The following is a 16,693-nucleotide window of genomic DNA, read 5'->3' as shown; positions in this document are numbered from 1 at the left end:
CTGTCAACTTTAAGTTGAGAGGTGATTTTGGCATTGGCGCAAACCCGCCCACGGGGTAGATTCGTTTTGTAAACTTAGGATTTTCAGTTATTTCTGCCAATCAGTAGGAGTTGGTGAGTTTTTCGATGCGTACACAGGTAAAAAACAAAAACGTCGATCAGGCGGATCATTCAAATGATATCAGCAACATGGCTGAGTTTGATGCGTTGGCGCAATCGATAACGGCCAAGCTAAACTGCGAGATGAGCCTGATCAGCATCGTGAATGCCGATGCTTTGGTCGCTCTTGGTTACTCCGGTGATGATCTGGCGGTGACGGGCCGCTCTTTCCAACTGCGCGACACGATCTGTTCGAAAACAGTGCAAGTCGGACGGCCTTTGCGCATTGCGGATGCTCAGATTGATCCGATGATTTGTGATATGCCAGCGGTCGTTGCGCATGGCATTGGTGCCTATATTGGCGCGCCTCTGCGGCTGGATGGATACGGCGTCATAGGGGCCGTCTGCGCTGTTTCGAAGTCGGCGCGTCTATGGCAGGACGGTGAGGTCGATTACCTGATCGCTGTCGGTGACCTGGTAGAAAGCAAGATCGAACGGCAGCTGCTGCGCTATGAACAGAAGGCGCTGAGTGACGCTCTCGCAGAGAGCGATGCCATCTTGACCATGTTGTCCGAGTTGGAAGGCAAGCCGCTCACCGTGCACAATGAAGCGGGCGATCTGGTCTTTGCGAATTCTGCGGTGCGTACGGACCTGCGTCTGAACACGCATGAAGTGTTGAGCCTGTCAAAAGTGGCAAGTGGCTTGATTCCAGAGGTGACACAGAATGGCGGAGTCGACGTGGCACTGCCTGTGCCAGGGCAAACGGAATTGAATGTGCATGTTTCGGCCATTCAGAACGGGTTGACCCTCGCGCAGTGGGCACGCACAGATTCTGAACTCGACTCCAACTGAAATACCCACCTGCATCAAAATTACGCGGCTCGCGGGCAGGATAGATCATTTGCCTTTATTGACGCTTTGAAAGTGCGCGCGTAGACAGGGCTCATCCACCGCGCTGATTGGATCGGCACCGGGCGGCAGACCAAAGGAGCGAGACTGTGGACGGCATGTTGCGGGAATATCTTCCCATTCTGGTGTTTCTGGCCGTGGCCATTGGACTTGGCCTTGTTTTGATGCTGTCTGCTGTTGTGATCGCGGTGCGAAATCCTGATCCCGAGAAAGTTTCAGCTTATGAATGCGGGTTCAATGCGTTCGACGATGCACGGATGAAATTTGACGTTCGTTTCTACCTGGTTTCGATCCTATTCATCATCTTTGACCTCGAGATCGCCTTTCTTTTCCCGTGGGCCGTGGCCTTCAAGGACGTGAGCATGGTGGGTTTCTGGTCGATGATGGTCTTCCTTGGCGTTCTCACTATTGGCTTTGCTTATGAGTGGAAAAAGGGCGCGCTCGAATGGCAATGAGTTCGACCTCGTTTCGTCAACATTCCGCAAAATTGTCTGTAAACGCATCGTAGTTGGCTAGATTATAGCTTCCGCTCTGGTAGCTCAGTTACGCCGTCTTGAGCCTGAATCTCAGTTCCCCAGCCATTCGGTAAATTCGGCAATCCTGTAGTTAGAAGTGCAGTCAAAGAAGTGCTCCGTACAGGGGGCCGCCTCTTGCGATTTTTCGACGACCATTCTGGGCCAAATGCGAATTCAATTTCAGTGATTGATGTGAAAGGTAACTTTGCGCAAAAGAGGATGCGACAAGCCGCCCTTCCATGCGCATGTCGCGTTGACCGCCTTGGGGTGCTAGGTTAGACGGGAACGGTATGACGATGCGGGGTTTGCGACCCCGTTCGAGCGCAGGAGCCAGAGCACTTATGTCGATTGCCACTTCGCCGAACGCCGCGGGTATGGACCGCGACGTGGCCGCGCAAAACCTGAACGAAGCCTTGCAAGACAAGGGGTTCTTGTTGACCTCGACCGATGACCTGATCAACTGGGCGCGCACAGGGTCGCTTCACTGGATGACGTTCGGCTTGGCCTGCTGTGCGGTTGAAATGATGCACACCTCGATGCCGCGCTATGACCTTGAACGTTTCGGCACAGCGCCGCGCGCCTCGCCCCGCCAATCCGACCTGATGATCGTAGCTGGCACCCTGACCAACAAAATGGCCCCAGCTTTGCGCAAGGTTTACGACCAGATGCCAGAGCCGCGTTATGTGATCTCGATGGGGTCCTGCGCCAATGGCGGCGGGTATTACCACTACAGCTATTCCGTGGTGCGTGGCTGTGACCGGATCGTGCCTGTGGATGTGTACGTCCCGGGCTGTCCGCCCACGGCCGAAGCGCTGCTGTATGGCATCATGCAATTGCAGCGCAAGATGCGCCGGACAGGAACGATCGTCCGCTAACCTTTTGATACCGCGTGCATTGTCGCGCAGACCACCTCCGGCTAGGAGCCTATGATGACCGAAGCCCTGAACGAACTTGGCGCCTACCTTGAGGCCAAGCGCACCGATTGCGTGCTGGCCTGGGATGTCACCCATGACGAGTTGAACGTGGATGTGACTCCGTCGAACATCGTCGGCTTTGTGGAGTTTCTGAAGGCGGACTCGACCTGCAAGTTCTCAAGCCTAGTGGACATTACGGCGGTGGACTACCCCGGCCGGGCCAAACGGTTCGACGTCGTCTATCATTTCCTGAGCATGTACCAGAACCAGCGCATCCGTTTGCGCGTGTCGATCCGCGAGGATCAGATGGTGCCTTCGGTCACCGAAGTGCACCCGTCGGCCAACTGGTTCGAGCGCGAAGTGTTCGACATGTTCGGCATCCTGTTTTCAGGCCATCCTGACCTGCGCCGCATCCTCACTGATTATGGCTTCCGCGGCTATCCACTGCGCAAGGATTTCCCGACGACCGGGTATACCGAGGTGCGCTATGACGACATGGAAAAGCGTGTTGTGTACGAGCCCGTCAGCCTTGTTCAGGAATATCGTCAGTTTGATTTTATGAGCCCATGGGAAGGTGCCGAATACATCCTGCCCGGCGACGAGAAAGAGCAAGAGGGGGCGTGATGTGGAGATGATTGTTTGGCTTGTCATCGCCGCGCTGACCATCATCCCGATGTTCAAGCTGTTGCCTCATTTCGGCATCAACGCCTATTGGGCGTTTGTCTGCGTAATCCCAATCGGAACGATCGCGCTCCTTTGGTTTATGGCGCTCAAGTTGCAAGAACTGGAGAAGCGGTGATGGACGGACAAATGGATGCAAACAGCGATCTACATGCCGCCGCTCTCGCCTATTGCGATGCGGTGTACTTTGCGAAAGCGGATGTGTTTGAGGACCTGTGCCATGAAAAATTTCAGATGACGTTGATCGAAGACGGGGCCGCAACCTTTTGGGACAAGGCATCTTACCTTGAACGTGTGCGCGGCCGCGAACCTTTCCCGGCGCCTGCCGCCTATGATCTGCTCGGTATGGACAGTGCGGGCGATGAGATTGCGCGGGTCCACCTGACTGTGGATGTGCCTCCGTTGCGTTATGAAGATCATTTGGGCTTTGTTCGAGTGAACGGCTCTTGGAAACTGTTGACCAAGGTGTTCCGCGTAAGCGCGCGCCTTAGCGAGGAGTAAAGCCATGATGGACGGCTCCAAATTCGACGACGCCCTCACAGGCGAACAAAAAATCCGTAACTTCAACATCAACTTCGGCCCGCAACACCCTGCGGCGCATGGTGTTTTGCGTCTGGTTCTTGAGCTGGACGGCGAAGTGGTTGAACGCTGCGACCCGCACATTGGCCTGCTGCACCGCGGCACTGAAAAGCTGATGGAAAGCCGGACCTACCTGCAAAATCTGCCGTACTTTGACCGTCTCGACTATGTAGCGCCAATGAACCAGGAGCACGCATGGTGCTTGGCCATTGAAAAGTTGACCGGGGTCGAAGTGCCCCGCCGTGCCTCGCTGATCCGGGTCCTCTATTCCGAAATCGGGCGCATCTTGTCTCACCTGTTGAACGTCACGACTCAGGCCATGGACGTGGGCGCACTGACGCCGCCGCTTTGGGGTTTTGAAGAGCGTGAAAAGCTGATGGTGTTTTACGAGCGTGCCTGTGGCGCGCGCCTGCACGCGGCCTATTTCCGCCCCGGCGGGGTCCATCTGGACCTGCCCGATGATCTGATCGACGATATTGAACAGTGGTGTCACGAGTTCCCGGCGCTGCTCGACGATATCGATGGGCTGCTGACCGAAAACCGCATCTTCAAACAGCGCAACGCCGACATCGGCGTTGTGACGGAAGATGACATTCAACTTTATGGTTTCTCCGGCGTGATGGTGCGGGGCAGTGGCCTTGCATGGGATCTGCGCCGCAGCCAGCCTTATGAGTGCTACGACGAGTTTGAGTTCCAGATCCCTGTGGGCAAGAACGGCGACTGCTATGATCGCTATCTGGTACGGATGGAGGAGATGCGCCAATCGGTGTCGATCATGAAGCAGTGCATCGGCAAGCTGCGTGAAGCGACCGGCGATGTGTTGGCGCGAGGCAAGATAACACCGCCGTCGCGCACAGACATGAAGACGTCGATGGAATCGCTGATCCATCACTTCAAGCTTTATACCGAAGGCTTCCACGTACCTGCGGGTGAAGTGTACTGCGCGGTTGAAGCGCCCAAGGGCGAGTTTGGCGTGTATCTGGTGGCTGATGGCTCTAACAAACCCTATCGCGCAAAACTGCGCGCACCGGGTTACTTGCACCTGCAGGCTATGGATTATGTGTCCAAAGGGCACCAACTGGCTGACGTTGCTGCGATTATCGGCACGATGGACGTCGTATTCGGAGAGATCGACCGGTGATGGCTTGGATCGGCCTCGGCTTTTGCGTGCCCTTTGTGCTGGCCTTTTGGCTGGCCGCTTGGACTGGTGCGCGGTCTAACTCTTCCCTTCTCGGCGCGCTGGTTGGTGTGCTGGGATTGGGCGTGCTGATGACGGGCTATGTTGCGATACTGTTTGTCCGTGTGCGGTCGCTGTTATTTGCGTTTGTCGAGAATGAGTTGCCTCTTTTCATCAGCCAGTTTCTGGGGATGGTTGAACAATTCTTGCAGTTGAGGGACGCGATCTGATGGTTGATGGAGTTTCGTCATGAAACGAATGGCCTTGACCGTAGGGTTTTTCTGCATCTGCTCCGCTGCACATGCCGATGCCCAAAAGGACGCTTTGATCGAAGCGATGCAGGCCAACGGCTGCATGATGACGACGGCGCAAGCCAATGTGCAAATGCCACAACTCGGTATCGACCAGCCTACGGCGATCCGGTTGTCCCGCGAAATGATGGCGGAGGGCATTGCTGCCTTCGCCGCTGATGAAGAAACGCTTTTGCTCTTGCCCCCTGCGTGCAAGTCATAGTGCGACAAGGATAATAGACATGCTCCGCCGCCTGCATCTAGACCAACCTGACAGTTTCGCTTTTACTCCTGCCAACCAGGCATGGGCCGAAGCACAGATCACAAAGTACCCAGAAGGGCGCCAGGCCTCGGCAATTATCCCTCTTTTGTGGCGCGCTCAGGAACAGGAGGGGTGGTTGACCCGTCCCGCGATCGAGACCGTCGCAGATATGCTCGACATGGCCTATATACGCGCGCTCGAGGTCGCGTCTTTTTACTTTATGTTCCAGTTGCAACCTGTTGGTTCGGTTGCCCATATTCAGGTCTGCGGCACAACGTCCTGCATGATATGCGGGGCCGAGGATCTGGTGGCGGTATGCAAGGACAAGATCGCCAAAAAGCCGCACCAACTGTCTGAGGATGGCAAGTTCAGCTGGGAAGAAGTGGAATGCCTCGGTTCGTGCGCGAACGCACCGATGGCTCAGATCGGCAAGGACTATTACGAAGACCTGACCGCCGCCCGCATGGGTGAGCTGATCGACGAACTCGCGGCCGGCAAAGTGCCGACGCCGGGCCCACAGAACGGGCGCTACGCCGCGGAACCGCTTAGCGGGCTGACAAGCCTCAAGGATTTTGACAGCGGACACACCAAATACAATGCCTCCGTCCAACTGGCCACAGACATCGGCGATACGGTCAAGCGGATCGACGGAACCGAAGTGCCCCTTATCGCACCGTGGCAGGGCAAAGCAGCCAATGCGACGGCCAAACCCAAACCGACTGCAAAACCGGCGGCCAAGGCCGAAATAGTTGAGTCAGGAGCCGGCGCCAAACCAGCGACTTTGGATGGCGCGCGTGACGGCAAGGCAGATGATCTCAAGATGATCAAAGGGGTCGGGCCCAAACTGGAGGCAGTTTTGAATGGCCTCGGCTTCTACCATTTTGACCAGATTGCAGCATGGACGGGTGATGAAGTGGTTTGGGCCGATCAGAACCTTGTAGGCTTCAAAGGTCGCGTCAGTCGGGACAATTGGGTCAGCCAAGCGCAGGCACTGGCGACCGGTGCGGAAACAGAATTTTCTCGACGTGCGAAAAAAGATGACATTTATAATGGTGAGTAACGTTTTGAATTCGGGGGACTGCGTATTATGAGCAATGAAAATGGATCAATAAGCTGCGCGTTGGGCTGTTGGCTGGTGGCGCTCCTTGGAGGCGTGTTGGCCGCTATTTTGTTGGGTCTGTTGGGCACATGGACGTTTGTGCAGGCGGTCTTTGCCGGTCTGGTCATTGCGGCAATTTCCGGTGCGTTGCTGAGTTGGATCATGTGCAAGTCTCTTCCGGCAGTGAATACTGCGAGTGACGACGCATCATCTGACGCTGAAGCGACAGCGGCGGCGGCCGTAGCAAAAGCGAAATCGGAAGCGGTTACGACGCCCCCTCCAGTTGCCGCGCAGACCGAAGCGGCTGTGAAACCGAAAGCCAGTGCAGCCCCCGCCGCCAAACCCGCGGCAAAACCAAAGGCCGAAAAAAAACCAAAGACTGTGACCAATCCAGAACCTTCAAGTGGCGGCAAAAAACCCGAAACTCTGAGTGCTGCGCGCGACAACGCACCCGACGATCTCAAGCAAATCAAGGGCGTGGGTCCCAAGCTTGAAGGTGTCTTGCATTCCATGGGCTTTTTCCACTTTGACCAGATTGCCGCATGGGGTGCTGACGAGATCGCCTGGGCGGATCAGAACCTCGTCGGGTTCAAAGGCCGGGTGAGTCGTGATGATTGGGTGACACAGGCCAAGACACTGGCCGAAGGTGGAACGACCGAGTTTTCCAAGAAGGTCAAAAAAGGCGACGTTTACTAGACCGTGGCTGAGCAACTTGATCCGAAACTGGCCCGGCAAGGCCGTATCGCGGCCCTCGTCATTGCGGGGGCCGCTTTGCTATCCATCTTTGCGCCTGTCATCGTGTCTGCTTTGGGCTTGCCTGCGCGCTTTGAGATACTTTTGCTGCTATTTGCACTGGCTGCGTTCATTTGGGCACTGGTGGTGGCCCTCAGGATTTGGCAAAACAGCCGCGACGCATGAAACGGCCCGGCGCGGGGTCGATTTAGGAGAATTGGCATGCTTGCTGACAAGGATCGTATCTTTACCAACCTGTACGGGATGCACGACCGCACGCTGAAGGGCGCGCAGGCGCGTGGCCATTGGGATGGCACGGACAAGCTGATCAAAAAGGGGCGCGACTGGGTTGTTCAGGAGATGAAGGACTCAGGTCTTCGCGGACGGGGCGGTGCGGGCTTTCCGACCGGGCTCAAGTGGTCCTTCATGCCAAAGGAAAGCGACGGACGTCCGGCCTACCTCGTTGTGAACGCGGACGAATCCGAACCGGGCACCTGCAAAGACCGCGAGATCATGCGCCATGATCCGCACACCCTGATCGAAGGCTGTTTGATCGCGTCCTTCGCGATGAATGCCAACGCCTGTTACATCTATATTCGCGGTGAATACATCCGTGAAAAAGAAGCCCTGCAAGCCGCCATCGATGAAGCATATGAGGCGGGTTTAGTGGGCAAGAACGCCGCCAAATCGGGTTGGGATTTCGACATTTACCTGCACCATGGGGCAGGGGCCTATATCTGCGGTGAGGAAACCGCATTGCTGGAATCGCTCGAAGGCAAGAAGGGAATGCCGCGCATGAAGCCGCCGTTCCCAGCCGGTGCTGGCCTTTACGGCTGCCCGACCACTGTGAACAACGTGGAGTCCATCGCTGTCGTACCCACGATCCTACGTCGGGGCGCGTCTTGGTTTTCGGGCTTCGGCCGTCCCAACAATGCGGGTACCAAATTGTTCGCCATCTCGGGCCATGTGAACAATCCTTGCGTGGTCGAAGAGGCGATGAGTATCCCGTTTGAGGAGTTGATCGAAAAGCACTGCGGCGGCATTCGCGGCGGCTGGGATAACCTGAAGGCCGTGATTCCCGGCGGGTCGTCCGTGCCCAACGTGCGCGGCGAAGACATGCGCGATGCGATCATGGATTTTGATGCGCTCAAGGAAAAAGGGTCATCCCTTGGTACAGCGGCGGTCATCGTGATGGACCAGAGCACTGACATCATCAAGGCGATCTGGCGTTTGTCGAAGTTCTACAAGCACGAGTCTTGCGGACAATGTACGCCTTGCCGCGAAGGCACCGGATGGATGATGCGCGTGATGGACCGTCTGGTGAAGGGCGAGGCGGAGGTCGAAGAGATCGACATGCTGCTCGATGTAACCAAGCAGGTCGAGGGGCATACGATTTGCGCCCTAGGTGACGCTGCGGCTTGGCCTATTCAGGGGCTGATCAAGAACTTCCGCGACGAGATCGAAGACCGGATTGCAAGCAAGCGGATCGCGGCGGAGTGAAGTGCTTTGCATTGTAGGGAGTAGTTGTCCGTCTTGTGGGCATCTCGGTTACTTTGATCCTGTCGGATATCGGGCACTCGGCCAGTCTATCTTGGGTTTCTTAAACTCTTACGGAAAACGGCTGTTGGTTGGAGCGTGCTTGGTGATCGTTGCAGTCGCTTAGGAATTGATCGATGCCCCTCGCAGAATTCAATATAGGCACTCTCAAATACGACTGGGACGATCCGCGTGTGGCGGACTTCCAGAACAATCTCGAACCAGTCTATAATATCGCGCGCCGCAGCCCCGGCTATATCTGGCATATGGAAAACGAGGATATGGAGGCCGCCCAACGCGATGCAGGTGGCCCGCTTGGAGGCAATCCGCGCACGGCATCTACGCTTTCCGTCTGGCAAGACATCGCCAGCTTTCGCCATTTTGTCTTTCAGACCGTCCACAAGCAGTTCTATGACCGCAAAGCGGAATGGTACGATCTGGACCAGCACGGCACCCGCCTTGTGATGTGGTGGGTGCCGTTCGGGTATATCCCTACCGTAGTTGAGGCTATGGAACGCTTTCATCATCTTGAAAACCATGGCAATACAGATCACGCCTTTGGCTGGAACCATGTGGATGCGGCGACGCGCGGAGAAGAAGATGACCAAGACCAAAACGCTGAGCCGGACTGACCTGCGTCCTGTCTGCCTGTTGGGCCTTTTACTAATTGCGACTTTGGTACTGACCGCTTGTAGTGGTGAACGGCGCGCGGATCGCATTGCCTTTGATGGCCAGTTCTTTCGCACTGATGCCAAAAAGCTGGACAAGCGACGCCTCGACTTTGAGGTGACGGTGCGTCCGGTCTCTGCCTCTTTGAATGGCGCGCTGGAAGCTGGGCTGCATGAGGGTATCCGCTACTGTATTGGCAATTTTGGCAGCTCGGATATTCGTTGGGTGAATGGTCCGGAATCCGAGAACGGCCAGGTTCCGATTTCCAACGACCGCCTCGTGTTGCAGGGAACCTGCACAGGCCTGTGACTTCATGCCCCTGAGTGGCCACAATTTGTGTGCTAACGGGTTGTGAAACCCTGTGATATTGCATAGCAAAGAGGAACTTTCCCATCTTGCGTCTGTACGACGCGATCAGAGGAGAGAAACGATGCGCGCAATGACCATGGCCCTGATTTTTTGCTTATCCGCCGGAGCGATTTCGGCCAAGCCGCATTTGCGGGAAGTTTCCAAGGTGGATGATACCCTTTTGGCTGTCGGAATTGCTGACGAAATCCGCAAAAACTGTCCGGATATTTCGGCCCGGATGTTCAAGGCGGTTGGCATGATCCGTGGGGTTGCTGCGCACGCGCGCGGTCTGGGTTATACGTCTGAAGAAATTGACCTGTACCGCAAGTCCGACACCGAAAAGGCGCGCCTGAAAGCCAAGCGTGACGCCTATCTGACGGCAGGTGGTGCAACGCCTGGGGCTAGCGATGGATATTGCAAACTTGGGCGTCAAGAGATCGAAAAAGGCAGCCTGATCGGCGCCGTGTTGAGGATGAACTGACCTATGAGCACTCTGCGCAAACTCGTGATTGACGGCCAAGAAGTCGAGGTCGAAGGGGCGTTGACCCTGATCCAGGCCTGCGAAGAGGTTGGGATCGAGATCCCTCGGTTCTGTTACCACGAGCGCCTGTCCATCGCGGGCAATTGCCGGATGTGTCTGGTCGAGGTTGTGGGTGGTCCGCCCAAGCCCGCCGCATCATGCGCGATGCAGGTCAAGGACATGCGCCAGGGCCGTAATGGCGAGCCGCCTGAGATCAAGACAAACAGCCCGATGGTCAAAAAGGCCCGCGAGGGCGTCATGGAATTCCTGCTGATCAACCATCCGCTTGATTGCCCCATTTGCGATCAGGGTGGCGAGTGCGATTTGCAGGATCAGGCGATGGCTTACGGAGTGGATTTCTCGCGCTTCCGCGAACCCAAGCGTGCGACGGACGATCTGGATCTGGGCCCGCTGGTCGAAACCCACATGACCCGCTGTATCTCGTGCACCCGTTGTGTGCGCTTTACCACCGAAGTGGCAGGCATCACACAAATGGGCCAGACGGGTCGCGGTGAGGACAGCGAAATCACGTCTTATCTGGGCGAAACGCTAGAGAGCAACTTGCAGGGCAACATCATTGATCTCTGCCCCGTTGGCGCGCTGGTGTCCAAGCCTTACGCCTTTACCGCGCGCCCTTGGGAGCTGACCAAGACCGAAAGTGTGGATGTGATGGACGCCCTTGGCTCCTCCATTCGTGTGGACACGAAGGGGCGTGAAGTCATGCGGTTCTTGCCGCTGAACCATGACGGCACGAACGAGGAATGGATTTCGGACAAGACGCGTTTTGTCTGGGACGGACTGCGCCGACAGCGTTTGGACAAGCCCTACATCCGCGAAAACGGAAAACTGCGCCCGGCCACTTGGCCAGAAGCGCTGGGTAAGGCGACTGAAGCGATTAAGGGCGCTTCAAATCTGGCGGGCCTTGTGGGCGATCTGGCTCCGGTTGAAGCGGTCTACGCACTGAAAGAGTTGGTTGAGGGGCAGGGCGGTATCGTCGAATGTCGCACCGATGGCGCCAAACTGCCTTCCGATAACCGTGCGGCCTATGTTGGAACTGCAGCGATCGAAGACATCGACGAAGCAGAAGCGATCATGTTGATCGGCACCAACCCCCGTGTCGAAGCCCCAGTTCTAAACGCGCGCATTCGCAAAGCGTGGGCGCGTGGAGCAAATGTGGGCGTAATCGGCGAAATGCCTGACCTCACTTACGAGGCAAACCACATTGGCACCGACGCCACTATCATGACCGATCTGCTTAAGCGTGATCATTCCGAAGTGGCTGAAAAGCCATCTGTGATCATCGTTGGCATGGGCGCGTTGACACGTGATGATGGGGCAGCGATTCTTGCGACGGCCCAAGCATTGGCAGAGTCGACCAAATCTGGCTTGATGGTGCTGCACACAGCGGCGGGCCGCGTCGGTGCGATGGATGTTGGCGCAACAAACTCGGACGCCATGGCGGCAATCGGCAATGCGGACGTGATCTATAGCTTGGGCGCTGACGAAGTCGAAATCGCGGACGGCGCGTTTGTAATCTATCAGGGCAGCCATGGTGATCGTGGCGCGCACCGAGCCGATGTGATCCTTCCGGGTGCCGCATATACAGAAGAGCCGGGCCTGTTCGTAAACACTGAGGGTCGCCCACAATTGGCTGCCCGCGCGAGCTTTGCTCCGGGTGAGGCCAAAGAAAACTGGGCCATCCTACGTGCGTTGTCGGGTGAGATGGGAGCGACGCTGCCCTTTGACAGCATCGCTGCCTTGCGGGCCGCGATCGTCAAGGGGCACCCCCACTTGGGTGACATCGACGTAGTGGCTGAAAACACCGGCGCCGCACTGGAGCAAGGTAAGATCGAGGGAGGCATGCTTGTGTCTCCAATCTCCGACTTCTACCTTACCAACCCAATCGCACGTGCCAGCCAATTGATGGCCGAACTGAGCGCGAACGCCAAGGCGCGCAAAACAGAGGCACTGGCGGCTGAATGAAGGCCGCGTGGCTCATAACGCTCGCACCCTTTGCAGGTTGTGACACAGTGCCCACGGCAGAACAGTTCATCCCGGACTATCGCGGCGTGGAAACCATGTTGCTCGCGGATGATCTGGTGCAGTTCAATGTGTCCATGACCAATGCGCTGAGTGTGCGGGACGTAGAAAACTATGCCGAATGCGCGGCCGCGGGCTATACCCTCATCCGAGGGTGGGGATTTGCGCGCCATTTGCGTACAAATGTTGACGAAGAGGCTGGCGTGTGGACGGCGGATGCTGTTTACACCATCTCGCCTGCCTTGCCGCGTGGGATCAGTACAATCGACGCCGAAGTCGTGTCTGCTGCCTGCGCGGAAAAAGGGATACCCACGGTGTGAGGACAGATGCCTGAATTTTTCACAAGCAGCCCGCTGGGCATCGGACTTTTGATCGTAGGGCAGGTGCTCTTGGTGGTGGTGCCACTACTCGTCGCACTTGCCTTCCTGATGTATGCGGACCGCAAGATCTGGGCTGCTGTCCAGATGCGCCGCGGTCCCAACGTTGTAGGTGTCTTTGGCCTGCTGCAGAGTTTTGCGGATTTTGGCAAATATATCGTCAAGGAAGTCGTTGTGCCCGCAGGCGCCGACAAGGGCGTGTTTTTCATGGCACCCATGGTCAGCCTTGTCATGGCGTTGATCGCGTGGGCGGTTATCCCATTCAACGATGGATGGGTTCTGAGCGACATCAACGTCGCGATCTTGTATGTATTCGCCATCTCGTCACTCGAAGTTTATGGCGTGATTATGGGTGGTTGGGCGTCAAACTCAAAGTACCCGTTCCTCGGTTCCTTGCGCTCTGCTGCGCAGATGATCTCCTATGAAGTTTCCATCGGTCTCATCATCATCGGTGTGATCCTGTCGACAGGGTCGATGAACTTTGGATCGATCGTACAGGCGCAAGACGGCGATTGGGGCATCTTCAACTGGTACTGGTTGCCACACCTTCCGATGCTGTTCCTATTCCTGATTTCGGCGCTGGCTGAAACCAACCGTCCGCCCTTTGACCTTCCCGAAGCGGAAAGCGAATTGGTTGCGGGCTATCAGGTTGAGTATTCCTCCACCCCGTTCCTGCTGTTCATGATTGGCGAGCTGGTCGCAGTTGTGCTGATGTGCGCACTGGTGTCGCTCTTGTTCTTCGGTGGCTGGCTGTCGCCCGTTCCGTTCCTGCCCGATGGCATTTTCTGGATGGTCGCCAAGATGCTGTTCGTCTTCTTCATCTTCTCGATGGTCAAGGCGATCACACCCCGATACCGCTATGACCAGCTGATGCGTCTGGGCTGGAAAGTGTTCCTGCCGTTCTCGTTGTTCTGGGTCGTGTTCGTCGCCTTTGCGGCCAAGTTTGACTGGTTCTGGGGCTTTTACGCCCGTTGGGCCGTAGGAGGCTGAGATATGACTACTCTTTCTGTTGCAGTCAGCGATGCCACACATCACGACCTTGCGGATATGACAGCGTTCATAGTCGCCGAATGCGAGATGTGCACCCAGGACACAGAGGGAAACATGATTGATATCAATCCTGACGAGGTGATCGTAGCGCTCAAAGCTTGGGCTCAAATGCATCGTAGAGAAGCCCAGAAGGGAGGCTTGCGATGACACAGATCGACTATGGCCGTGCCGCCAAGTACTTCTTGCTGCAGGACTTCTTCCAGGGCTTCAAACTAGGGCTGAAGTACTTTTTCCGTCCAAAGGCCACGCTGAACTACCCGCACGAAAAGGGGCCACTGAGCCCTCGTTTTCGTGGGGAACACGCGTTGCGCCGTTACCCAAATGGCGAAGAGCGCTGTATCGCATGCAAGCTGTGCGAAGCCGTCTGCCCCGCGCAAGCCATCACAATTGACGCTGAACCGCGGGAAGACGGCTCGCGCCGCACCACGCGCTATGACATCGACATGACCAAGTGCATCTATTGTGGCTACTGTCAGGAGGCCTGCCCGGTCGATGCCATTGTCGAAGGCCCCAACTTCGAATTCTCCACCGAGACCCGCGAAGAGCTTTACTACGACAAGGACAAGCTCCTTGAGAATGGCGAGCGCTGGGAAGCTGAGATTGCACGCAACCTTGAGATCGATGCGCCGTACCGATGAGTGATGAGGCAAACCCTTTTGCCGCTATGATGGCGCAGATGCAGGAAATGGCGAAAGCTTTTCCGCAAATGGGGGCGTTTGACCCGTCCAAGGGGTTTGATCCCAAAGCGATGGAAGCAATGTGGCCGACCATGCCCAAAGAGGTGATGGAGACGTGGTTTGGCAATGCGTTCAATGAAAACGGGTTGGATGCCAAGACCCGCCTGCTAATCACCCTTGCCGGGCTGACCATGCAGGGCGCGCAGGCTGACAGTGCCATACGCCAGACAGTGCGCCATGCCCGCGAGGCCGGGGCCACCGATCAACAGATTTCTGAGACATTGGGCATGATGGCGGTCTTCGCCGGAGTGCCTGCGATGACCCGCGCCATGGAATTGGCGCAAGAGGTTATGACCGACAGCGAGGACAAGACATGAGCGTGTTCGCCTTTTACCTCTTTTCGATCTGCGTGATCTCGGGGGGGCTGTTCACCGTGATCAGCCGCAACCCGGTGCATTCGGTCCTTTGGCTGATCCTAGCATTCTTGTCTTCGGCAGGACTGTTCGTCATGCTCGGAGCGGAATTCGTCGCGATGCTGCTGATTATCGTCTACGTTGGCGCGGTTGCAGTGCTGTTTTTGTTCGTGGTCATGATGCTCGACATCGACTTTGCCGAATTGAAGGCCGAGATGGCCAAATACATGCCGCTGGCCCTGCTGATCGCCGTTGTGATCCTCATGCAATTCGTGATGGCCTTTGGTGCTTGGGAAAGCAATGCCGCCGCCGAAGGGCTGCGTGCGCAGGTCACTCCTGTGGATCGTCACAATACCGAGGCGTTGGGCTTGATCTTGTATGACCAGTATTTCCTGCTGTTTCAGCTGTCTGGTCTGATCCTGCTGGTTGCTATGATTGGTGCGATTGTCCTGACACTGCGCCACCGCGAGGACGTAAAGCGCCAGGATGTAGTTGCCCAGATGATGCGCGACCCGGCTGCAGCCATGGAGTTGAAGGACGTCAAACCGGGGCAGGGGCTGTAAGCGGATGCGTATCAACTCTAAACAAATAAAGCCCGTGATTTGTGCTTGTTTCACGATAGCGATCAGCGGCGCTGCTCTCGCACAAAACGCTGGTGAGACAGCCATTGAGGGCATCGATGACCGCTTTGCGATTGCCAGTGAGCATTACGGTGAGGGCAAAGTCCAGATTCAGTCACGCACCAAGATCGATGACAAAGACGCTTATTCCGTCCATGAGGTGGACTGCATAGAAGGCAAAATGCGCGCGTTTTTCGAGAACACGGACGAAGCGAGTCCTTTACCGACATCTGGCAACATTCCCGGTGATGTGCCTTTTGAGCGTACGCCCGGCCTTGGACCCTTGGCGCGCCATGCTTGCGAGCAGCATGGTTTTAACTTGGTTGAATGGTGACGCATGTGTTTGGTCACGCAAAATCGCAGGTTTGCTGCTGAATGAAGAGGCTTCTGCATATCGTCTGTGTCTGTATGGCATTTGGTACGGTTGACGCGGCGGCGTTGACGTTGGCCGATTGCGAACGGACCACTCACATCTCTCATGGCGGAGAGGCGGATCACGTCGATCTGGGTGAAGAACGCGTGATGTGGCGCGACTGGTGGAGCCAGGAGGGTACCGCCACGTCCTTTGCGATTGTGGACTGCACACCGGGCACGGCCCTGACCTTTCGCAGCCAGGAAGAGAACATGGGCGCACGCCTGCCGTTTGATCGCACGGACAAGGCACTGGCCATCATTGCACGTCACCAAGACGGCGCGCGTGCCTTTGCGACTTTTGACAGGATCGCCGCCGACCTCGACGGGATTGCGCGAGACATAACCATAACCACCCTTGAAGCAGAGCCTTGCGCCTGCGCAGCCCTCTACCCAGAGGCGCGGGGGGACAAGACGGAATTCATGCTTGCGGGGTAACCGCGGGCGCAGACTAGGACAGACCGATGATCGGACTTGAACACTACCTCACTGTCGCGGCGACGTTGTTCGTCATTGGCATCTTCGGCCTGTTTCTGAACCGCAAGAACGTGATCATTTTGCTGATGAGTATCGAACTGATGCTCTTGGCGGTGAACATCAACCTGGTGGCATTCTCATCCTTCCTTGGGGACTTGGTGGGGCAGGTGTTCACCCTGTTCGTGCTGACCGTTGCGGCCGCCGAGGCTGCGATCGGTCTTGCGATCCTTGTGTGTTTCTTCCGCAACCGTGGCACCATCGCGGTTGAAGACGTCAACGTGATGAAGGGCTAAGACATC

The 16,693-nt window shown here is 56.5% G+C and carries 26 protein-coding genes; all 26 read left to right on the top strand.

The window, feature by feature from the left end; genetic code table 11:
• Window positions 1-125: 125 nt before the first annotated feature.
• Window positions 126-950 (top strand): GAF domain-containing protein, encoded by an 825-nt coding sequence (locus ABJD00_RS08030; RefSeq protein WP_413849693.1) that lies wholly within the window; start codon window positions 126-128, stop codon window positions 948-950.
• A gap of 146 nt (window positions 951-1,096) precedes the next feature.
• The gene (locus ABJD00_RS08025; RefSeq protein WP_108837585.1) at window positions 1,097-1,462 is read left to right on the top strand and encodes an NADH-quinone oxidoreductase subunit A; all 366 of its coding nucleotides are present in this window, start codon (window positions 1,097-1,099) and stop codon (window positions 1,460-1,462) included.
• A 401-nt stretch (window positions 1,463-1,863) separates the two neighbouring features.
• Window positions 1,864-2,397 (top strand): NuoB/complex I 20 kDa subunit family protein, encoded by a 534-nt coding sequence (locus tag ABJD00_RS08020; RefSeq protein ID WP_108837586.1) that lies wholly within the window; start codon window positions 1,864-1,866, stop codon window positions 2,395-2,397.
• Window positions 2,398-2,451: 54 nt separating this feature from the next.
• Entirely contained in the window at window positions 2,452-3,060 is a 609-nt protein-coding gene (locus ABJD00_RS08015; protein ID WP_413829490.1) for an NADH-quinone oxidoreductase subunit C, read from the top strand.
• Window position 3,061: 1 nt separating this feature from the next.
• On the top strand, window positions 3,062-3,235 hold the full coding sequence (locus tag ABJD00_RS08010) for a hypothetical protein (protein ID WP_199913670.1): 174 nt from the start codon (window positions 3,062-3,064) through the stop codon (window positions 3,233-3,235).
• Window positions 3,235-3,618 (top strand): nuclear transport factor 2 family protein, encoded by a 384-nt coding sequence (locus ABJD00_RS08005; protein WP_413829488.1) that lies wholly within the window; start codon window positions 3,235-3,237, stop codon window positions 3,616-3,618. Before ABJD00_RS08010 ends, ABJD00_RS08005 begins: the two co-directional genes overlap by 1 nt.
• A gap of 7 nt (window positions 3,619-3,625) precedes the next feature.
• A complete protein-coding gene (locus tag ABJD00_RS08000) occupies window positions 3,626-4,837 on the top strand; it encodes an NADH-quinone oxidoreductase subunit D (RefSeq protein ID WP_413829657.1) in 1,212 nt (403 codons plus the stop codon).
• The gene (locus tag ABJD00_RS07995) at window positions 4,837-5,103 is read left to right on the top strand and encodes a hypothetical protein (protein WP_413829486.1); all 267 of its coding nucleotides are present in this window, start codon (window positions 4,837-4,839) and stop codon (window positions 5,101-5,103) included. The genes ABJD00_RS08000 and ABJD00_RS07995 overlap by 1 nt, the downstream gene beginning before the upstream one ends.
• Window positions 5,104-5,122: 19 nt before the next feature.
• Window positions 5,123-5,386, top strand: a complete 264-nt coding sequence (locus ABJD00_RS07990) for a hypothetical protein (protein WP_413829484.1) — start codon at window positions 5,123-5,125, stop codon at window positions 5,384-5,386.
• Window positions 5,387-5,405: 19 nt separating this feature from the next.
• Window positions 5,406-6,485 (top strand): NADH-quinone oxidoreductase subunit NuoE, encoded by a 1,080-nt coding sequence (gene nuoE, locus ABJD00_RS07985; RefSeq protein ID WP_413829482.1) that lies wholly within the window; start codon window positions 5,406-5,408, stop codon window positions 6,483-6,485.
• A 27-nt stretch (window positions 6,486-6,512) separates the two neighbouring features.
• The gene (locus tag ABJD00_RS07980; protein WP_413829480.1) at window positions 6,513-7,220 is read left to right on the top strand and encodes a hypothetical protein; all 708 of its coding nucleotides are present in this window, start codon (window positions 6,513-6,515) and stop codon (window positions 7,218-7,220) included.
• Between the two features lie 3 nt (window positions 7,221-7,223).
• Window positions 7,224-7,442, top strand: coding sequence for a DUF5337 family protein (locus ABJD00_RS07975; RefSeq protein ID WP_413829478.1), 219 nt, complete (start codon window positions 7,224-7,226; stop codon window positions 7,440-7,442).
• 36 nt (window positions 7,443-7,478) lie between these two features.
• Window positions 7,479-8,756: an NADH-quinone oxidoreductase subunit NuoF gene (nuoF, locus tag ABJD00_RS07970; RefSeq protein ID WP_108837593.1), complete on the top strand. Its 1,278-nt coding sequence runs from the start codon at window positions 7,479-7,481 to the stop codon at window positions 8,754-8,756.
• A 173-nt stretch (window positions 8,757-8,929) separates the two neighbouring features.
• Window positions 8,930-9,424: a DUF3291 domain-containing protein gene (locus ABJD00_RS07965; RefSeq protein WP_413829476.1), complete on the top strand. Its 495-nt coding sequence runs from the start codon at window positions 8,930-8,932 to the stop codon at window positions 9,422-9,424.
• Complete coding sequence (locus ABJD00_RS07960) at window positions 9,393-9,770, top strand: hypothetical protein (RefSeq protein WP_413829474.1); 378 nt, start codon at window positions 9,393-9,395, stop codon at window positions 9,768-9,770. Before ABJD00_RS07965 ends, ABJD00_RS07960 begins: the two co-directional genes overlap by 32 nt.
• A 121-nt stretch (window positions 9,771-9,891) precedes the next feature.
• The gene (locus ABJD00_RS07955; protein WP_413829472.1) at window positions 9,892-10,290 is read left to right on the top strand and encodes a DUF5333 domain-containing protein; all 399 of its coding nucleotides are present in this window, start codon (window positions 9,892-9,894) and stop codon (window positions 10,288-10,290) included.
• Window positions 10,291-10,293: 3 nt separating this feature from the next.
• Window positions 10,294-12,312 (top strand): NADH-quinone oxidoreductase subunit NuoG, encoded by a 2,019-nt coding sequence (gene nuoG, locus ABJD00_RS07950; protein WP_413829470.1) that lies wholly within the window; start codon window positions 10,294-10,296, stop codon window positions 12,310-12,312.
• Window positions 12,309-12,689: a hypothetical protein gene (locus ABJD00_RS07945; RefSeq protein ID WP_413829468.1), complete on the top strand. Its 381-nt coding sequence runs from the start codon at window positions 12,309-12,311 to the stop codon at window positions 12,687-12,689. The genes nuoG and ABJD00_RS07945 overlap by 4 nt, the downstream gene beginning before the upstream one ends.
• 6 nt (window positions 12,690-12,695) lie before the next feature.
• Window positions 12,696-13,736 (top strand): NADH-quinone oxidoreductase subunit NuoH, encoded by a 1,041-nt coding sequence (gene nuoH / locus ABJD00_RS07940; RefSeq protein ID WP_413829466.1) that lies wholly within the window; start codon window positions 12,696-12,698, stop codon window positions 13,734-13,736.
• Between the two features lie 3 nt (window positions 13,737-13,739).
• A complete protein-coding gene (locus tag ABJD00_RS07935; protein WP_413829464.1) occupies window positions 13,740-13,943 on the top strand; it encodes a hypothetical protein in 204 nt (67 codons plus the stop codon).
• Window positions 13,940-14,434, top strand: coding sequence for an NADH-quinone oxidoreductase subunit NuoI (gene nuoI / locus ABJD00_RS07930; protein WP_413829462.1), 495 nt, complete (start codon window positions 13,940-13,942; stop codon window positions 14,432-14,434). Before ABJD00_RS07935 ends, nuoI begins: the two co-directional genes overlap by 4 nt.
• On the top strand, window positions 14,431-14,850 hold the full coding sequence (locus ABJD00_RS07925; RefSeq protein WP_413829460.1) for a carboxymuconolactone decarboxylase family protein: 420 nt from the start codon (window positions 14,431-14,433) through the stop codon (window positions 14,848-14,850). The genes nuoI and ABJD00_RS07925 overlap by 4 nt, the downstream gene beginning before the upstream one ends.
• Window positions 14,847-15,449 (top strand): NADH-quinone oxidoreductase subunit J, encoded by a 603-nt coding sequence (locus ABJD00_RS07920; RefSeq protein WP_413829458.1) that lies wholly within the window; start codon window positions 14,847-14,849, stop codon window positions 15,447-15,449. The genes ABJD00_RS07925 and ABJD00_RS07920 overlap by 4 nt, the downstream gene beginning before the upstream one ends.
• 4 nt (window positions 15,450-15,453) lie before the next feature.
• A complete protein-coding gene (locus tag ABJD00_RS07915) occupies window positions 15,454-15,840 on the top strand; it encodes a hypothetical protein (protein ID WP_413829456.1) in 387 nt (128 codons plus the stop codon).
• Between the two features lie 41 nt (window positions 15,841-15,881).
• A complete protein-coding gene (locus ABJD00_RS07910) occupies window positions 15,882-16,355 on the top strand; it encodes a hypothetical protein (protein ID WP_413829454.1) in 474 nt (157 codons plus the stop codon).
• A gap of 26 nt (window positions 16,356-16,381) precedes the next feature.
• A complete protein-coding gene (gene nuoK / locus ABJD00_RS07905; RefSeq protein WP_008553673.1) occupies window positions 16,382-16,687 on the top strand; it encodes an NADH-quinone oxidoreductase subunit NuoK in 306 nt (101 codons plus the stop codon).
• Window positions 16,688-16,693 lie beyond the last annotated feature (6 nt).

This window comes from Tateyamaria sp. (assembly GCF_039945315.1).
GTDB lineage: Bacteria > Pseudomonadota > Alphaproteobacteria > Rhodobacterales > Rhodobacteraceae > Tateyamaria.
This window is presented reverse-complemented; position numbering and strand designations above follow the sequence as displayed.

Bases quoted from the DNA above. Each gene is read 5' to 3' on its own strand.
- ABJD00_RS08005 (WP_413829488.1), top strand. From the start codon at position 3,235: ATGGACGGACAAATGGATGCAAACAGCGATCTACATGCCGCCGCTCTC.
- ABJD00_RS08000 (WP_413829657.1), top strand. From the start codon at position 3,626: ATGGACGGCTCCAAATTCGACGACGCCCTCACAGGCGAACAAAAAATC.
- ABJD00_RS08030 (WP_413849693.1), top strand. From the start codon at position 126: ATGCGTACACAGGTAAAAAACAAAAACGTCGATCAGGCGGATCATTCA.
- ABJD00_RS07955 (WP_413829472.1), top strand. From the start codon at position 9,892: ATGCGCGCAATGACCATGGCCCTGATTTTTTGCTTATCCGCCGGAGCG.
- ABJD00_RS07995 (WP_413829486.1), top strand. From the start codon at position 4,837: ATGGCTTGGATCGGCCTCGGCTTTTGCGTGCCCTTTGTGCTGGCCTTT.
- nuoG (WP_413829470.1), top strand. From the start codon at position 10,294: ATGAGCACTCTGCGCAAACTCGTGATTGACGGCCAAGAAGTCGAGGTC.
- nuoF (WP_108837593.1), top strand. From the start codon at position 7,479: ATGCTTGCTGACAAGGATCGTATCTTTACCAACCTGTACGGGATGCAC.
- ABJD00_RS07980 (WP_413829480.1), top strand. From the start codon at position 6,513: ATGAGCAATGAAAATGGATCAATAAGCTGCGCGTTGGGCTGTTGGCTG.
- ABJD00_RS07925 (WP_413829460.1), top strand. From the start codon at position 14,431: ATGAGTGATGAGGCAAACCCTTTTGCCGCTATGATGGCGCAGATGCAG.
- ABJD00_RS07910 (WP_413829454.1), top strand. From the start codon at position 15,882: ATGAAGAGGCTTCTGCATATCGTCTGTGTCTGTATGGCATTTGGTACG.
- ABJD00_RS08020 (WP_108837586.1), top strand. From the start codon at position 1,864: ATGTCGATTGCCACTTCGCCGAACGCCGCGGGTATGGACCGCGACGTG.
- ABJD00_RS07945 (WP_413829468.1), top strand. From the start codon at position 12,309: ATGAAGGCCGCGTGGCTCATAACGCTCGCACCCTTTGCAGGTTGTGAC.
- nuoI (WP_413829462.1), top strand. From the start codon at position 13,940: ATGACACAGATCGACTATGGCCGTGCCGCCAAGTACTTCTTGCTGCAG.
- ABJD00_RS07920 (WP_413829458.1), top strand. From the start codon at position 14,847: ATGAGCGTGTTCGCCTTTTACCTCTTTTCGATCTGCGTGATCTCGGGG.
- nuoE (WP_413829482.1), top strand. From the start codon at position 5,406: ATGCTCCGCCGCCTGCATCTAGACCAACCTGACAGTTTCGCTTTTACT.
- nuoH (WP_413829466.1), top strand. From the start codon at position 12,696: ATGCCTGAATTTTTCACAAGCAGCCCGCTGGGCATCGGACTTTTGATC.
- ABJD00_RS07915 (WP_413829456.1), top strand. From the start codon at position 15,454: ATGCGTATCAACTCTAAACAAATAAAGCCCGTGATTTGTGCTTGTTTC.
- ABJD00_RS08015 (WP_413829490.1), top strand. From the start codon at position 2,452: ATGACCGAAGCCCTGAACGAACTTGGCGCCTACCTTGAGGCCAAGCGC.
- ABJD00_RS07990 (WP_413829484.1), top strand. From the start codon at position 5,123: ATGAAACGAATGGCCTTGACCGTAGGGTTTTTCTGCATCTGCTCCGCT.
- ABJD00_RS07965 (WP_413829476.1), top strand. From the start codon at position 8,930: ATGCCCCTCGCAGAATTCAATATAGGCACTCTCAAATACGACTGGGAC.
- ABJD00_RS07960 (WP_413829474.1), top strand. From the start codon at position 9,393: ATGACCAAGACCAAAACGCTGAGCCGGACTGACCTGCGTCCTGTCTGC.
- nuoK (WP_008553673.1), top strand. From the start codon at position 16,382: ATGATCGGACTTGAACACTACCTCACTGTCGCGGCGACGTTGTTCGTC.
- ABJD00_RS07935 (WP_413829464.1), top strand. From the start codon at position 13,740: ATGACTACTCTTTCTGTTGCAGTCAGCGATGCCACACATCACGACCTT.